Source organism: Amycolatopsis umgeniensis (assembly GCF_014205155.1).
Taxonomy (GTDB): Bacteria; Actinomycetota; Actinomycetes; order Mycobacteriales; family Pseudonocardiaceae; genus Amycolatopsis; species Amycolatopsis umgeniensis.
This window is the reverse complement of record NZ_JACHMX010000001.1, coordinates 6,214,429-6,229,429: the sequence shown is the minus strand read 5'-3', so window position 1 is coordinate 6,229,429 and position 15,001 is coordinate 6,214,429. Positions and strand designations below refer to the sequence as shown.

12 protein-coding genes and 1 tRNA gene are annotated in these 15,001 nt (G+C 67.5%); 2 read left to right on the top strand and 11 right to left on the bottom strand.

Going from position 1 to position 15,001, the window contains the following annotated elements:
• Positions 1–8: 8 nt before the first annotated feature.
• The 7 genes from HDA45_RS29230 to HDA45_RS29200 form a co-directional block, all read right to left on the bottom strand.
• A complete protein-coding gene (locus HDA45_RS29230) occupies positions 9–1,109 on the bottom strand; it encodes a peptidase inhibitor family I36 protein (RefSeq protein ID WP_184900676.1) in 1,101 nt (366 codons plus the stop codon).
• Between the two features lie 135 nt (positions 1,110–1,244).
• The gene (locus HDA45_RS29225; protein WP_184900674.1) at positions 1,245–1,826 is read right to left on the bottom strand and encodes a hypothetical protein; all 582 of its coding nucleotides are present in this window, start codon (positions 1,824–1,826) and stop codon (positions 1,245–1,247) included.
• Positions 1,823–3,448 (bottom strand): extracellular solute-binding protein, encoded by a 1,626-nt coding sequence (locus tag HDA45_RS29220; RefSeq protein WP_184900672.1) that lies wholly within the window; start codon positions 3,446–3,448, stop codon positions 1,823–1,825. The genes HDA45_RS29225 and HDA45_RS29220 overlap by 4 nt, the downstream gene beginning before the upstream one ends.
• Positions 3,445–4,599: a toxic anion resistance protein gene (locus HDA45_RS29215; RefSeq protein ID WP_184900670.1), complete on the bottom strand. Its 1,155-nt coding sequence runs from the start codon at positions 4,597–4,599 to the stop codon at positions 3,445–3,447. Before HDA45_RS29215 ends, HDA45_RS29220 begins: the two co-directional genes overlap by 4 nt.
• On the bottom strand, positions 4,599–5,687 hold the full coding sequence (locus HDA45_RS29210) for a hypothetical protein (RefSeq protein ID WP_184900668.1): 1,089 nt from the start codon (positions 5,685–5,687) through the stop codon (positions 4,599–4,601). Before HDA45_RS29210 ends, HDA45_RS29215 begins: the two co-directional genes overlap by 1 nt.
• Positions 5,688–5,826: 139 nt before the next feature.
• Positions 5,827–7,248, bottom strand: coding sequence for an ATP-binding protein (locus HDA45_RS29205; protein ID WP_184900666.1), 1,422 nt, complete (start codon positions 7,246–7,248; stop codon positions 5,827–5,829).
• Entirely contained in the window at positions 7,245–8,900 is a 1,656-nt protein-coding gene (locus tag HDA45_RS29200) for an FAD-dependent oxidoreductase (protein ID WP_184900664.1), read from the bottom strand. Before HDA45_RS29200 ends, HDA45_RS29205 begins: the two co-directional genes overlap by 4 nt.
• A gap of 32 nt (positions 8,901–8,932) precedes the next feature.
• On the opposite strand from HDA45_RS29200, the gene HDA45_RS29195 reads away from it, so the two are divergent.
• Entirely contained in the window at positions 8,933–9,655 is a 723-nt protein-coding gene (locus HDA45_RS29195) for a hypothetical protein (RefSeq protein ID WP_184900662.1), read from the top strand.
• On the opposite strand, the gene HDA45_RS29190 is transcribed toward HDA45_RS29195, so the two are convergent.
• Together HDA45_RS29190 and HDA45_RS29185 are read right to left on the bottom strand one after the other, a co-directional pair.
• Positions 9,642–10,196: an HdeD family acid-resistance protein gene (locus HDA45_RS29190; protein ID WP_184900660.1), complete on the bottom strand. Its 555-nt coding sequence runs from the start codon at positions 10,194–10,196 to the stop codon at positions 9,642–9,644. The two genes, HDA45_RS29195 and HDA45_RS29190, sit on opposite strands and share 14 nt — an antisense overlap.
• 125 nt (positions 10,197–10,321) lie before the next feature.
• Positions 10,322–12,475: an RICIN domain-containing protein gene (locus HDA45_RS29185; RefSeq protein ID WP_184900659.1), complete on the bottom strand. Its 2,154-nt coding sequence runs from the start codon at positions 12,473–12,475 to the stop codon at positions 10,322–10,324.
• Between the two features lie 268 nt (positions 12,476–12,743).
• Here HDA45_RS29185 and HDA45_RS29180 point away from each other — a divergent pair.
• Positions 12,744–12,816, top strand: a tRNA-Ala gene (locus HDA45_RS29180).
• A gap of 502 nt (positions 12,817–13,318) precedes the next feature.
• On the opposite strand, the gene HDA45_RS29175 is transcribed toward HDA45_RS29180, so the two are convergent.
• The gene (locus tag HDA45_RS29175) at positions 13,319–13,858 is read right to left on the bottom strand and encodes a PIN domain-containing protein (protein ID WP_184900658.1); all 540 of its coding nucleotides are present in this window, start codon (positions 13,856–13,858) and stop codon (positions 13,319–13,321) included.
• Positions 13,855–14,958: an ImmA/IrrE family metallo-endopeptidase gene (locus tag HDA45_RS29170; RefSeq protein ID WP_343072185.1), complete on the bottom strand. Its 1,104-nt coding sequence runs from the start codon at positions 14,956–14,958 to the stop codon at positions 13,855–13,857. Before HDA45_RS29170 ends, HDA45_RS29175 begins: the two co-directional genes overlap by 4 nt.
• Between the last annotated feature and the right edge of the window lie 43 nt (positions 14,959–15,001).

The following is a 15,001-nucleotide window of genomic DNA, read 5'->3' as shown; positions in this document are numbered from 1 at the left end:
GAAACGGATCAGCTGTGCAGTCGTCCCTCCGCGACACGCACCGGAGGCACGGAAGGCGTCACCGCGGCGGCGCTTTCCGTCTGCGCTCCAGCGGAGGACCGCACGAGCCCCGCCGACTTCCCACACACCCTCTTCTTCTCGTCCGACGTCATCTTCTTGCCGACCGTCCTGGTCTGGCCCACGACACCGGGAGCGGGACCTTCACCACTGAAGTTCCAGACGTACCACTGGTTGTGGCCCCACTTGCGCTTGTCGAACCACATGTCGTACCAGCCGTCGGCCACGCGCATCACCGGTGAGCGGTCGAGGCCCGCCCAGTAACCCGGGTTCACCTCGATCCGGGTCTCGACGCTTTCGCTGGTCTCCCAGCCCCATTCCTGGCCCCACGTGCGCTTGTAGGCGACCGACCAGTCGACGAGGAACTGGAAGCCCGCGGTCACACTGATCTCGTTCGACACCGTGTTCTTCCCGCTTCGGGTGTCGCGTTTGCCGATCACCTGGGTGATCTTGTTGGCGCTGCAGTTGTACACCGTGTCGACACGGCCCCAGCTACCGCCGAAATCCTGACCGCGCTGGTCGACGTGGGCGTTGCAGTTCTTGGTGGCGCGGCCACAGTCCTTGAGCAGTTCGGCGCGGGAGGGGCCTCGCGAATACACCACCGAGCTGCCGCGGTCGTTCATGTTGGACCCGTAGTTCGCGCTGTCGTTGGCGTACCACTCCTGGCTTTCGCCCTGGTATTCGGCGTGCTCGTACATCGTGATGTAGCAGTTGTGGAAGGTCTGGAACGAGGAGATCTTGTCGTTCCAGTCGCCGAGGAACCCGATGGTCTGGTTGGTCCCTTCGACGCACGGCGACCCGGTGATGGCGACGCTCGCGCCACCAAAGTTCCCGTGTTCGTACAGCACGCTGATCACGGTCGCGGAGGCACCGACCTTGCCCGCCGACGCCGCAGCGAGGGAATCGCCGACACTGTCGAAGCATCGGATCACTTCGGTCGCCGTGTCGGCGACGCAGTGGTCGCCGCGCTGCGCGGCGTTCGCCGGGACACCACCGGCGAGACACACCATGACCGCGGCCAGCACGGCCGCCCCGAGTCTGTATTTACGCACGTCTGAGCTCCCTAGGAGAGACGGAACGCCGACCACGACCGGATCGGCGTCGCCCAGTCCAGCGCAGCGAACCCGGCTTGCCCATGCAGAACAACCGGCAGACTGATTCCCGGTTACCGCTGATCGGGACCGCCCTCAGGCCTCGCCCCGCTCACGCAGATACCGCGTGTGATCCGACTGCTGATGGACGTCGCCGGCGTAGAACCGTTCAGCGACCCGGTGCGCCTCGGTCTCCAGCAGCTCCAGTTGCGCGAGGAGTTCTTCGGACGCGCTCGGCTCGCCGCTCGCCCGCCGTTTGGCGGCGAACCACCACGGCAGGTTGAGGTAGGTCTCCACGGAAAGCGGCAGATCGGTTCGCGCCAACCTGGTGACGGCGTGCTGGACGTCCGGGTTGGCCGACAGCCGCTCCGGCCGCGACAGCATGTCGTCGAGGACTTCGACGACACGCCGGACACTGTCCACAGAGGACTCCGGCATGCGCTGCTCCCGCGCGGTCACCTTGGCCACCAGCGAGACGAGGTCCGCGCGCAGGTGCCCAGTGTCCACCGGCACCAACCGGACCCGTTCAGGCGGCGCGAGCAGGGCGAACACGCCGTACAGTCCGGCGACCACCACCGGCCACAGTCCGCCGACGACGCCGGTCAGGTACAGCACGAGACCGATGAGCCCGCCGACACAGCCCGCGAGGTTCTTCGTGGAGCCGAGGTACCGGATCATTGATACCCGCGGATTTCCTGGAACACCTTGGGCAGCACGTCACCCCGCGCGTCGAACACGTTGCCGCCGGTGCGTTTCGCGACCTCGCCGAGTTCGGCGGAGTCGCTCTCGCCGAAGATCACGGTGAACACCGGGATCTGCCGCATCGCCTCCGGCAGCGACGGGAACTTCCGCTGGAAGTCCTCGAAGCTGGAACCACTCGCGTTCTCCCCGTCGGTCATCAGCACGATCGACGTGAACCGGTCGGGATCACGCGCGACCAGCGGCCCCATGATGGCGTACGCGCGCTCGAGGCTGTCGTAGATCGCCGTGCCGCCGTTCGCGTCGAGGTCTTCGGCGAAGTGCTTGATCTTGTCCAGCGCGGGCTGGGGATCGCCGTCCGGGACGGCGAACGTTTGCGGGCTGCCGGGAACGGTGTCGAACGGCAGCATCGTGACCTCTTCGCGGCTGCGGAACCGGCGGTACCGGCCGGTGAGTGAACCGTCGGCGCCGGTCAGCCCGATCAGCGCGGTCCGCAGTGACTCGATCCGGTCCCCGGCCATGGAACCGGAGGTGTCGAGGACGTACAGGGTCCGCGACGGACGCCGGATCTTGTCGAAGTACGCTCCCAGCAACGCGTCGACGGCTTGCTGCGTCGCGGGGAACGGCAGTTCGACGAGGTCCTTCTGCGCGAACTGCTGTCCTAAAGGGACACCCGGGACGACCGGACGACGTTGCGTGGTCTCCATGATCTTGCGCTGAGTGTCCGGCGTCCGGAGCCGCTCGGCCAGCTTGCGGTGCGCGTCCCGCGCGTCGGAATTCGCGCCGGCCAGCAGGGTCAGCGGATAGTCGGCGGTGACGACACCGTCGGAGGGGTACACCAGCGTCAACGGTTCGGGGAGCTTCCCGCTCGCGTTCAGCGACAGCAGGACGGACTCGTAATTGATCAGCCCGTCGACCTTCTTGCCGGGATCCTGACCACTCGCCCGCCGTTGGTAGGTCTCGGAAAGCCAGCCGGACGAACCCGCTGACATCGCCTGCGCGCTGAAGAACTCGGTCAGTTTCGGAGTGACCGAAGCGATCTGCTGCGCGTCGATGGCGTTGCCCGCGCCCGCGAGCGCGGAAGCGACCCCGACCAGCGCCGAGAACCCGGAGTTCGACGCCGACGGATCGGTCATGCCGTAGGTGAAGGCCTTCTTCCCGGCCTGCTCGGCGATCTCACCCCAGCTCACCGGCCGCCCTGTCCAGCCGAGCCGTTGCGCCGCCGACGCGGAAAGCCCGAGCACCACCGGGGAACTCATGATCTTCACCTGCTCGCCGAGCCGTTTAGCCGCGTCGGGAACGGCTGCGGGATAACGGTTCGACGAGAACCAGACAGCGTCGTACTGGCCGTCCGCCTTCCCGTTCGCCAGCGATTCGGTGCCTTCCAGCGTCCCGGTGAACTGGAACTTGACCTTGACCCCGGTCGCCGCCGCTTCCTGCTCCAGCAACGGTTGCAGATCAGCCAGTTCGCTGCCCGCGAGCACCCGCAGGGTGCCCGCCTCGGCCTCCCCCAGTCTCCGCGCCGCACCCTCCCCCGAATCACAGGAAACCAGTGACAGCGCGCAGATCGCCGCCAGCGTGACCACCGTCCAGCGTTTCACGATGCCCCCTCGGCCGTCGCCGTCTCGTGAGACCGGCGCAGATGGTCTTCGGCCCGCCGGATTTCCCCGGACAGCGCCTCCACGGTCGCCGCCATCGTCGAGACGGCTCCCGCCTTGAACTCGTCGATCGCGTCGATACTGCGGTAGATCCGCTCGAACGACTCGCGGATCGTCGCCACCGCCACCGCCGGATCACTGCCCGCGCGCTGGATCTCGGCGCTGCGCAGCTCCAGCAGTTCGGCGTTCGCCCGGATCAGCCCGTCGGTGGTGGCCTGCACGGCACGAACCTCGTCGAGGACGTCCCGCTGCCCGGCGAGCGCGCCGCTCACCAGCAGCGCGACCTGCAGCGCCGCGACCGTGGTCGACACCGCCCGCTCGATGCCGCGGATCAGCTCGTCGTTGTTGCGCCGCACCAGATCCAGCGCCAGATAGCCCTGCGCGCTCACCGCGAGCTGGGTCAGCAGATCCTGATGCCGCTGCCGGATCGGATGCAGCGCGTCGGCCCTCAGCGATTTGGCCCGCGCGGGATCGGTCAGGTCGAAGATCCCCACCTGCCGGTCGATCGCCCCGTCCACGGCTTCGGCGAACGCGGCCGCTTCCGACAGTTTGCCGAGCGTCCCCCACAGCCGCTCCCGTTCACCCTTGAGCGCGGCGTTGTCCCGGCGCAGGACGTCCTGTCGTGCGCGCAGGTCCAGTACCAGCGCGTTCACCGGCTCATTGGCGGCGCGGTAGCGGTCCAGCGCCTTCTTCGCGCTGCCCGCGACCGGGATCAACCCCATCAGCTTGCGGCCGGTGATCGGCAGTTTCGCGGGGTCGATCTCCGCCAAGGTCCGCCGGAGCCCAGCCAGGCTCACCGTCGCCTGCTGTTGCGGTGACGCGATTTCCGCCAACGCCCTGGTCGAGCGGTCCAGCAGCGCGCCGGCGACGGTCGCCGCCGCGCGCATGTCGGACTCGCCGACCGCGAGCAGTTCGTCCAGGACGCGGGTGAATTCCGGCGATCGGACGTCGAGCGCTTCGAGCCGCACGGCGAACTTCTCCGCGCGCTTCGCGACTTCGGCGTGGACCTCCGGGCCGAGAGTGACCAGGCCCGCCGCCCGCTCGGCCGGGATCGCCTCCACCGGCTCGGGTGGAGTGAGCGTGAAATCGTCCATCAGTACTGCTTCTTGACGGCGTCGAGCAGGCGCTCCAGGGTTTCGTACGACGGCGGCTCGACGGCGTCCACCAGATCCGCGGGCACCGGCGCCTTGGCCGCGGCGACGACGTCGGCGAACAACCGCGGATCCCCGGTGCGGAAGCCGAAGGTGGCGGCGAGTTTCCCCAGCTCGGGATCGGTCGCCAGCAGCCTGCCGACCTGATCGCCGTTCGGCTTCAAGGGCACGAGCGTGTGCTTGGAGTACACCGTCGGCGCCGTGTAGAGCAGGCGCATGTCCGGCCGGATCGAACCGTCCGCGCGGACCAGCCTGTCGACGAACTGCGACTCGTAGATCAGCGCCATCGGCGTCTTGCCCATCCCCGCCGCGAGGTAGTCCTCGAACGGGCCTTCGGTGCTGTTCTGCGTGTAGCCCTGGTCGAGGAAGAGCTTCGACACCCCGGGCAGTACCTTCGCCTCGGCCTCCGGCGTGCTGACCACGTTGTTCCCGTTGGCGACGAAGGAAACGATCGACAGGTACATCGCCGCCGAGTTCGACTCGCGCGGGTCCGTGGTCGTGACCAGCACGTTCTTGCGCGCGGGGAAGGCGGTGTTGCCGGGGAGCTGGTCCCAGCGCGTGCCCTTCTGGGCGAGTTCGAGGTACTTCGCGACGTCGAGCACCTGGTAGTCCCCGGCGCCCTTGCGCACGATCCCGTTGGCGGCCAGCAGGTTCACGATCGGCTCGAAGGTCGCGATCGCCATCGGCGACTGGAACGGCGTGTGCACGCCGGTCACCTGGTGGTCACGCTGGATCCGTTGCGCGGCGGGCGACGAGGACGGGAACGCGAACTCATACGCGCCGAGGTCCATGCTCGCGATCTGCCGTGAGCCCGCGGTGTCGACGTCCACCTTCAAGCCGTGCTTGGCGAAAGCGTCCACCACTCGTTTGTCGGAGAAGAACGCGAGCTTCTCCGAACCGATGACCCCGCGCACCGTGGTCAGATCCGTACCCTGCGCGGTGTTCTCGTCACCGCCCCGGCCCCAGACGATCACGGCGACCACGGCCAGCAGCAGCACCACGGCCAGGCCGATCGACAGACGGCGTTTCACCGGCCCACCCCCTCGTTCACAGGCCTGATCCTTCAGCCCGTTCACCTCATTTGACGCGCGGGCGAGCCATTTCGAAGTGAACGATCGATGAACGGAAGAAGTCGTCAGTTCCTGGCGAAACGTTGGGGTAGAAGGAAAATCAGATCACGGACTGCTCCGAGACAGGCAGGCAGACGGTGAACCGCGTGTCTCCCGGTTCCGAATCGACCCGGAGATCGCCCTGATGCCGTTCGACGACGATGCGCCAGGAGATGTCCAAGCCGAGCCCGGTCCCCTGCCCCACCGGTTTCGTGGTGAAGAACGGCTCGAAGATCCGTTGCCTCACTTCGGCCGGGATACCGGGTCCGGTGTCGCCGATCTCGACGTGCACGTGATCGTCCACTTTGGATGTCCGCAGGGTCAGCGTGCCCTCGGCGCCCATCGCGCCGAGCGCGTTGTCGATGACGTTCGTCCACACCTGGTTCAGCTCGCCCGCGTACGCCGGGATCCTCGGCACCGCGTGGTCGTACTCCTTCACCACACGGATCCCCGGCGCGATCTTGCCCGCCAGCATGACGAGCGTGGAGTCGAGTCCCTCGTGCACGTCGATCCACTGGTGCGGCGCGCGGTCCATCTGCGAGTACTGCTTGGCCTTGCCGACCAGCACCGAGATCCGGGTCGTCGAATCCTCGATCTCGCCCATCAGCATCTCGGTTTCGAGCGCGTACGCCAGCCAGCGGACGGCGCCGTCGAGGAAGGTCTCCCCGACCGATGCGAGCAGCCGGCCGAGGTCGGGCACGGTCAGCCCGGCGCGGACATAGATGTCGGCGAGGTCCCAGCCCTGGTCGATACCGTGGTCGTCGAACCAGTCGCCGATCTCGTCCTCGCGGTCGGACTGCTGCATCGCGGTCAGCTTCGGCGCCGAGGCGACCTGTTTGACCAGCTGTTCCTGGATCTCGAGAAGCTGCTCCAGCAGCGTGGGGTCGACGTTCTTCTTCGCCAGCATCGCGAGTTTGTGCCGCATCCCGGCCACGCGCTCCCGCAACGACGCCGTCGCGCGCACGGCGGCCGCGGCGGGGTTGTTGAGCTCGTGGGTCAGCCCGGCGGAAAGCTCGCCGAGCGCGAGCAGGCGCCGCCGCGAGCCGATCACCGTGTCGCTGTTGCGCCAGCCGAGGTACATGCCCTCGAGCAGATGCGTCGCCATCGGGAACCAGCGGCGGAACTCGGTGGCGAACTCGGCCGCGGGCAGGGTCAGGAAGGTGAGGTCGCTGACGGCGTGCACCGAAGCGCCGTAATGATGTTCGTTCTCCTGGTGCACGAAGAACTGCGTCGCGCCGCAGTACGCGCCGCGCTGGTCGGAGCGGATCGTCTCGACCTCGGTGCCGCCGACGAGCCGCGTCATCCGCAGCGCGCCGGAGAGCAGGAGATAGAAGCAGGTGGCCGGCTCGCCCTCACGCATGACCGTGGTGCCGCCGGTGTACTGCTCGAGGACGGCGTGCTCGGCGATCCAGTCGAGCTGTTCCTCGCTGAGGTGCTCGAAAAGGAAGAGCCCGCGCAGTTCCTCCCTGGGCAGAACGCTCATTGCTCCTCCAAGTACCGGTGGACCAGGGTGACCGCCATGGCGCCTTCGCCGACGGCCGAAGCGACACGCTTCACCGACGCGGCACGGACGTCGCCCGCCACGAACACCCCGGGAACGGAAGACTCCAGGTAGTGCGGGTCGCGGTCGAGCGGCCAGCCGGGCGGCCGGTCGCCGTCGGTCAGCAGATCCGGCCCCGTCCGCACGAAACCGTGGTCGTCGCGCTGGATCTCCGTGCCCAGCCAGTCGGTGCGCGGTGCCGCGCCGATGAAGATGAACAGGTGGCCGGTGGGCACGGTCTCGGTCACGCCGCCGTTCTCGCACAGGGTCAGCTGTTCGAGGTGGTCTTCGCCGTGCGCTTCGACCACGGTGGTCCGAGTGCGGACGTGGATGTTCTCGATCCCGGCGATCTGCTCGATCAGGTAGTGCGACATCGACGCTTCGAGCGACTGACCGCGGACGAGGATGGTCACTTCGGCGGCGTGCTTGGAGAAGAACACCGCCGCCTGCCCCGCCGAGTTCGCGCCGCCGACGATGTAGACGTGCTCGCCCTTGCACTCGGGCGCCTCGGTGGCGGCCGAGCCGTAGTAGACGCCGCGGCCGGCGAGTTCGGCGATGCCGGTCGCTTCCAAAGCGCGATAGGTGACGCCGCTCGCGAGCACCACGGAATGCGCGGCGATCTCGGTGCCGTCGCCGAACAGCACGACCCGCGCCGAACCGCGCGCCTCCAGGCCCACGACGTCGCGCGTGGTCAGCACCTCGGCGCCGAACTTCAACGCCTGCCGCCGCGCGCGGTCGGTGAGCTGGGCGCCGGAAACGCCGTCCGGGAAACCGAGGTAGTTCTCGATCCGGGAGCTGGTGCCCGCCTGGCCGCCGGTCGCCTTGCGCTCGACGATCACCGTCCGCAGCCCCTCCGACGCGCCGTACACGGCCGCCCCGAGCCCCGCGGGCCCGCCACCGATCACGATCAGGTCGTAGAACTCCTGCGCGGGCCGCGTGGACAGGCCGACGGCGTCGGCGAGTTCCGGTCCGGACGGCTGGCGCAGCACCGTGCCGTCCGGCGTGACGAGCACCGGGATCTCCTGCTGGGTCGCGTCGGCGGCCTCCAGGATCCGGCGGCCTTCGTCGTCGTCGACCGAGTACCAGCGGTACGGAACGGCGTTGCGCGCCAGGAAGTCACGCAGGTGGAACGACGGCGACGAGTAGCGGTGGCCGATGAGCTTGATCTCGTCGACCGGCCGCTCCCCCACCGCGCGCCAGGTCTCGACCAGCGCGTCGATGACCGGGTAGAGCTTCTCCTCCGGCGGGTCCCACGGCTTGAGGAGGTAGTGGTCGACGTCGACGACGTTGATCGCCTGGATCGCGGCGTCGGTGTCGGCGTACGCGGTCAGCAGCGCGCGACGGGCGTTCGGGAACAGGTCCATCGCCTTCTCGAGGAAGACGATGCCGTCCATCTGCGGCATCCGGTAGTCGGCGAGGATCGCGGCCACGGCGTCGCCGCGCAGCTTGATCTCGCGCAGCGCTTCGAGCGCGTCGGCCCCGGAATCGGCCCGGATGATCCGGTAGTCCTTTCCGTACCGTCTGCGCAGGTCGCGGGCGACCGAACGGGATACGGCGGGATCGTCGTCGACGGTCAACAGGATCGGCTGGCTCACCGGATCAGCCTAATCCCTATTACGTTCGGGTCGTGCTGACCGAAGCCGAAGAAGTGATTCACGCCCGTGCCGTCGTCGCGTGTGAAGCGGCCACGGCGGCGGGGCTCCCCGGCGGCTACGAAGCCTGGCGTGAGGACGGGCTGCTCGCGGTGCTGGCCACGGCTCCGGAGCTGCGGTTCCTGCGCACGATCTCCGGCGTCAGCGCGGAGAACCTGCCGCGGGCCGTCCGGCTCGCCGGGGCGTCGTGCTGGGACGGGGATCCGCCGACGCTCGTGCTGCCGCCGGGCTTGACCCCGTCTGGTCTGGTGCCCGCCTGCCGCCGCCCGATCGCGGTCCTCCCGCTCACCGAACTCGCGGCATCGGACGCGGACGTCGATGACTCACCTGACATCGACGTCTTCCTCCGCATCCTGCTCGACGGCTACGGGAGCGACGGCGCCGTGACGGAGTTCATCGCCGCCGAGCACGCCGATCCCCGGATCCGGCGGTCGGTCCTGCTCGAGGACGGCGTGCCGATCTCCGCCGCGGCCCTGAGCTCGCACGGTCCCGGCGTCCTCCTCGGCGGCTCGGCCACACCGCGGGCCCACCGCGGCAAAGGCGCGCAGGCGCGGCTGCTGGCGCACGGTCTCACCGCGGCCGTCCGCGAAGGTCACCACTTCGCCGTCGCGACCGCCGTGGAGGGCTCGCCGAGCCTGTCGAACCTTCGCCGCGCCGGGGCGCGGGTCCACTTGCGACAGGCTTTCAGGCTTGCGTGAGTTTCCGCAGGCGGAACGCCAGGACGAGCAGCATCACGCCGTACAGCAGGGCGTAGATCCCGACCAGCAGCGCGATCCCGAACGCCCCCGCGACCGGGTTGATCACGATCACGATGCCCGCGATCAGCGAGAGCGCCCCCGCCGCGATCAGGAAGGCCTCGCCCTCGATCTGCTTGCGCAGCCGGATGGCGGCGACGATCTCGACGATGCCGGTGAAAATGGCCCAGAAACCGACCAGGAAAGCCAGCACCAGCACGGTGATCCCCGGCCAGAGCAGCACCAGCACCCCGGCCGCGATGCCGAGCACGCCCAGCACCCCGTAGGCGGCGCGATGGGCGGCGTCGCCCGGCCTGAAGGCCTGCATCACGCCGCCGATGCCGTCGAAGATCGCGTAGACGCCGTAGAGGATCGCCAGCGCCAGGACGGTCGTTCCCGGCCAGATCAGCGCGAGCACGCCGAACAGGAGGGCGAAGAGCCCGCGAAGGGCGACGAGCGGCCAAGCCAGGCGGGGTTCGATGGCGGTGAAACCGACGAGAGGCATGTTCCGAGTATCGAAGCGCCGGAGATCGTCCGCGCGGCACACCACCCGTTCGGGGGGCGGCTTTTCGGCGTGGGTGAAAGGCCGGTGCGCGCCGCGACCGCCATCACGGCGCGCACCGGGGTCCATCAGGGGTAGGCGACCAGGTTCGCCACGGTCGATCCCGAGTTCGCCGGTCCGCCGCGGTCGTTGACGACCCGGCTGATGGTGCCGTTCCCGCCGAGGGAAACGGCGACCATGCTGCGGAAACGGACGTTCGGGTTGTTCGGCGCTTCTAGCGCGCGATCGGCGACCACACTCGGATTCACGTTGAAGTAGCAGTAACTGCCGAGTCCGTACGCCTCGTGGTTCGTCACCGAGTTCGCCACCTTGTAGGCCGCGTAACCCCGCGTCGATCCGTTCATCCAGGCGGCCTGATTCGGCGGGTCGTAAGGCATTTCGTTCTGGTAGAAGTACGTCCGGCCGCGGTTGCCGTTCCAGATCGTCTGGTACTTCTGGTAATGCTCGACGAACAGGCCGTACATCGTGACGTCGTCGCCGTTGACGATCAGACCGGTGTCGGCGGTGTTGGTGTTCCAGCCGACCCCGCTGCCGTGGTCGGCGCGCCAGATCCACAGGTGGTCACCGATGACGTCGTCACTGTTGACCACCAGGCTGTTCGTGGCCTTGCCGACACCCGCGCCGCCGATGCGGAAGAACACGTCGTGCAGCGAAGTCGGGTTCGCCGCGTGATCCTGCGCCGAGCTGGCCGGGCCGACCTCCATGAGCGTGTTCGAGTTCGTGGTGCCCGCGTCGATGAGCACGCCGGCGATCTTGACGCCGTCGACGTCGGCCACCGTCATGGCGGTGATGCCGTTGTCCGGGATCAGCGTCGCCAGACCGAGGCCGAGCACGACGGTGTCCGGCCGCGTCACGCGCAGCGTCTCGTTCAGGTGGTAGACGCCCGGCGTGATCAGGAGATCCTTGCCCTCGGCGAGGGCCGCGTTGATCTGTGAAGCCGTCGTGCCGGGCTTCGCGATGAAGAACCGGCTGATCGGCAGCGACGAACCGGGCTGGTTGGCGCCCCACGTGATGCCCTGCGCATTGGTGCGCGTGGAGGGCACGAAAACCTGGTACGCGCCCGCGTTGTCGACGTAGAGGAACGGCTTCTCGCGGACCACCGGCGTCGTGTTCACCGTGGTGTAGGGCGGATTCGGGAAACTGGTCGAGGGCGCGCCGTTGACCCCGGCGAACACCATGTTCCAGTTGGAGCCACTCCAACCGCCGAACTGCGAGTTACGCGAAATCCACTGCTGCTGCGAACCGGACCGGACCTGGCCGTCGACCTTGACGTCGGACATCCAGCCGCCACTGGACCAGCCGCCGTCGTCGAGCTGCAGGTTGCCGCGGACGTGCATCCGGCGATACGGAGCGGCCTGCGAAACGGCCCAGCGGTCGGTGCCGCCGTTGGGGTTGACGGAGAGGTTTTCCGCGCCACGCCAGAAGTTCTGCGTCGCGTTGCCCTGGAACCAATCGGCTTCCGCGTGCACCGCGCCGTTGATCGTCACGTTGTCGGGGGACAGCCCGAGCCCGAGCACCTGCGTGTAGAACCCGACGTTGACGTCGATGTTGTACGAACCCGGTTTGAACAGCAGCGCCTTCCTGTTCGAGCCGAACTGGCTGGTCTCCTGCTGGGAGAAGACGCTGTTGACCTGGGACTGGATCGCGGACTGCGACATTCCGGGGTCGAAGAGGAGCACGTTCGGCCCGAGGTCGGGGTTGGCGGTGCCCGTGACCGGCGTGAGCCGGAAGGACTGCGCGCCGGAGCCGTTGCACGCGTACTGCTGCAGTTGGGTGCTGTCCTGCGTCGAGAGCCCGGGCAGGTCGAGGCACTTCCCGCTGTTGCGACTGACGAAGTGGTACGCGCCACCGGCTTCCTCGACCGGCTGCCACTGCTGGTTGTTGCCGCCGCCGTAGGCCCACAGATGGATCAGCCCGCCATCGGACGTCGACACCTCGGCGACGTCCCACACCTGCGCCGGATTGTTGCGCGTGTTGACCCGGTAATAGCCGCCCGAAGTCGGCTGGAACTGCCACTGCTGGGAAAAGGTCTGGTTGCAGGTGTACTGCTGCACGACCGTCCCGTTCGCCGACCCGGCGGCCCGCGCGTCCACGCATTTCCCGCTGGTGGCCGTCACCGTGTACCAGGTATCGGGGACGATGGCCGCCTGCGCCGCCGGCGCCACCACAATCAGCGCTCCGACCAGCGAAAACAGGGCTATCAAGGCTGCTCTGGCCCTCATCAGGACCTCCTCCGCGTCATAGGGCAGGGCGAGCTGAGGCGGAGCCCAATGGAGACGCGGCGTAGCGGGCGGGGACCTCGGCGTCACGATGGTCGAAAACGTAACGGCGGTCACACGCGGAGTCAATACACGTCTAAAAATAAGTCTCAAAGATGCAGGTGGGGGCAGTTTCCAGGGATCGGGACCACTGAGAGCGACCCCCTCGCGAACGGCCTACGCGGGCGGTGTAATGTATGGACACACGAGATGCGGAGTACAACTTCGCTCCGGGGCTATGGCGCAGCTGGTAGCGCACCTCACTGGCAGTGAGGGGGTCAGGGGTTCGAGTCCCCTTAGCTCCACACATGAAGTTACAGATGAACCCCCTGAGCGCTTGGAAACCCCAGGTCAGGCGCTCGTAGGGGGTTCATCTGTGTCGGGAGTTTGGCCGCGGCACGTTGGGTCGCTTACTAGAACATTGGTCGGGCCGGCTAGATCTTGGGCTGGCTCGTCATCCAGGCTTCTTGCGATCTCAACGAGGACCTTGGCGATCTTGTGCGCGTCTGGTGGATCGTGTCGCACACCCCGAATCCAGATCTTCGACACGTGGGTTCGGGGATTGTGTTGCCGCTTCTTTGGCTTGGCCATGAGAAGTCACCACCCTGTTGCGACAGTTCGTTGGTACGGGGTGGGGACGAAGATCTTGCTGTTCGCCAGCGAAGCTGCTGACGCTGATCTGGATGCCTAATCGAGGGTAATCTCCCAGCATTCGGATGTCTCTTCCTGCGAGAGCTTCGCAGGTGGACTGTGCCCGGTTCGGCGGACACCCCTCGTTGTCGACTGTGGTCGGGCCAGAGGCGCTGGTCAGCGGCGAAGGTCCGCGGCCGAACTGGGAAGTCGGAGGCATCGGCCCTGGTCGGCCATCTTCTGCATGAGGCCGAAACCCTCCTGGGTGCCGATGTCGCCATTGATGACGGCGATGCTGACCAGGTCGATCGTTTCGCGTGTGGTGATTCCCCGTAGGCGCGCGTAGCGCACGGCCTCCCGGTCGTCCGAGATCCACCAGGAGCCAGCGAACTCGCTCCGCTTGAGGATCACGAAGCAGGTCTGGGCTTCGCCGAGGTGTTTCAACGGTTCGTCATCGGTGCCGCCGAAGACGGCCCGGCGGATGGCGTTGATCTGCTGAATCTCGGACTCGTCGTCGATCTCGATCGGCTCGCCGAGCCAATCGCCGGCTGCCAGTTGGCCGAGGTCGGGCAGGACGCGCGCGGATCTGGTGGCCTCGTAGGCGACGGCCTCGGTCCACCGGCCGCGTCCGTCAAGCGTGGAGTCGAGCAGCTCGAGCCGATTCACGGCGGCGAAGTTGCACAGGACCGTGTTGTCCGGGAAGAGGAACTCGGTCATGGGACATCGTGGGTTCCGTGTTCAGACTCAAGTGCGTGCCTGAGTTCGTCGACGTCAATTCCGAGCAGGTTCGCGTAGGGGCGGAGCGTGGCCGTACCGGCTTCGTAGGCGGCGTAGGTGTCCCGGACGAGAGGCCCAGGTGGGCGTGGTGTCCGGGCTTCGGTAACCCGTTGGGCGAACTCTTCACCCCGCCCAACTATGGCCGCGGCCTTGGAGGCGGTGATGGCTTTGTAACGGTCGCAGGTTCCCGCGTCGATCAGTCGTAGGTGAAGCAGGCGGTAGGCGAGCGCCGACGGGGTCACCATCAGGTCGCACGCCAGTGCAGCGAAGGTGTGTTCCGTGAGGCCACTCGAGCCGACGGCGGCGCGAAGCCGATCCTCGGGCATGAGGAAGGCGGATGCGAACGCGTTGGCGCGCAGTTCGCTGGGATCTTTCGCCTGGGCTTTGTCGTAGATGTCCCGGTCGAGGTGGACGTCTTGATCGTCTTCGGCAAGGAGGTGGCCGAGTTCGTGAGCGAGCGTGAAGCGCTGCCTGGCCGGAACGTGCGAGGTGGCGAGCACGATGAGCTTGACGTGCTCGGACGATGCCGCCAGGCCGTCGAAACCGGCGCCGAGTTCAACAACGGCCACATCGGCCCCGAAGACCGCCTCGATGAGTGCCACCAAGTTGCCGACGGCGATCGAGCGACCGGCCTCACTGATGCGCGCGAGAGCTTCACGGGCCAACGACCGACCCTGCTCGGCGTATCCCCCCTTACCGAGACCCAAAGTCCTCGCCTGCCACGGCTGGGGATAACCAAGGGCCGCCATGTCGGTGCGCAGCGTGCTGTACCGCTTCGCCGCGTCAAGAGCGACGCCCGCGTCGCCGCTTGTGGTCCTGGCGGCCAGGGCGAGTGGCGGTTCCTCACCTGTGATCAGCCAGTCCACCGTGACCTTGCACAGTTCCGCAATCCGGGCAAGATCAACAGAGGAGAACCGGCGGGCGCCGCCAAGCGACTTGGACATCTTCGACTCGTCGAGGCCGATCCGCTGTCCGAACTCGCGGCGAGTCAGCCCGGATGCCTCGATCAGGGTCAACACACGCTCGGGAACACTTGGCACCTGGCAACACTAGCTCCCGACTTGCGAAAATCGCAAGTCGGGA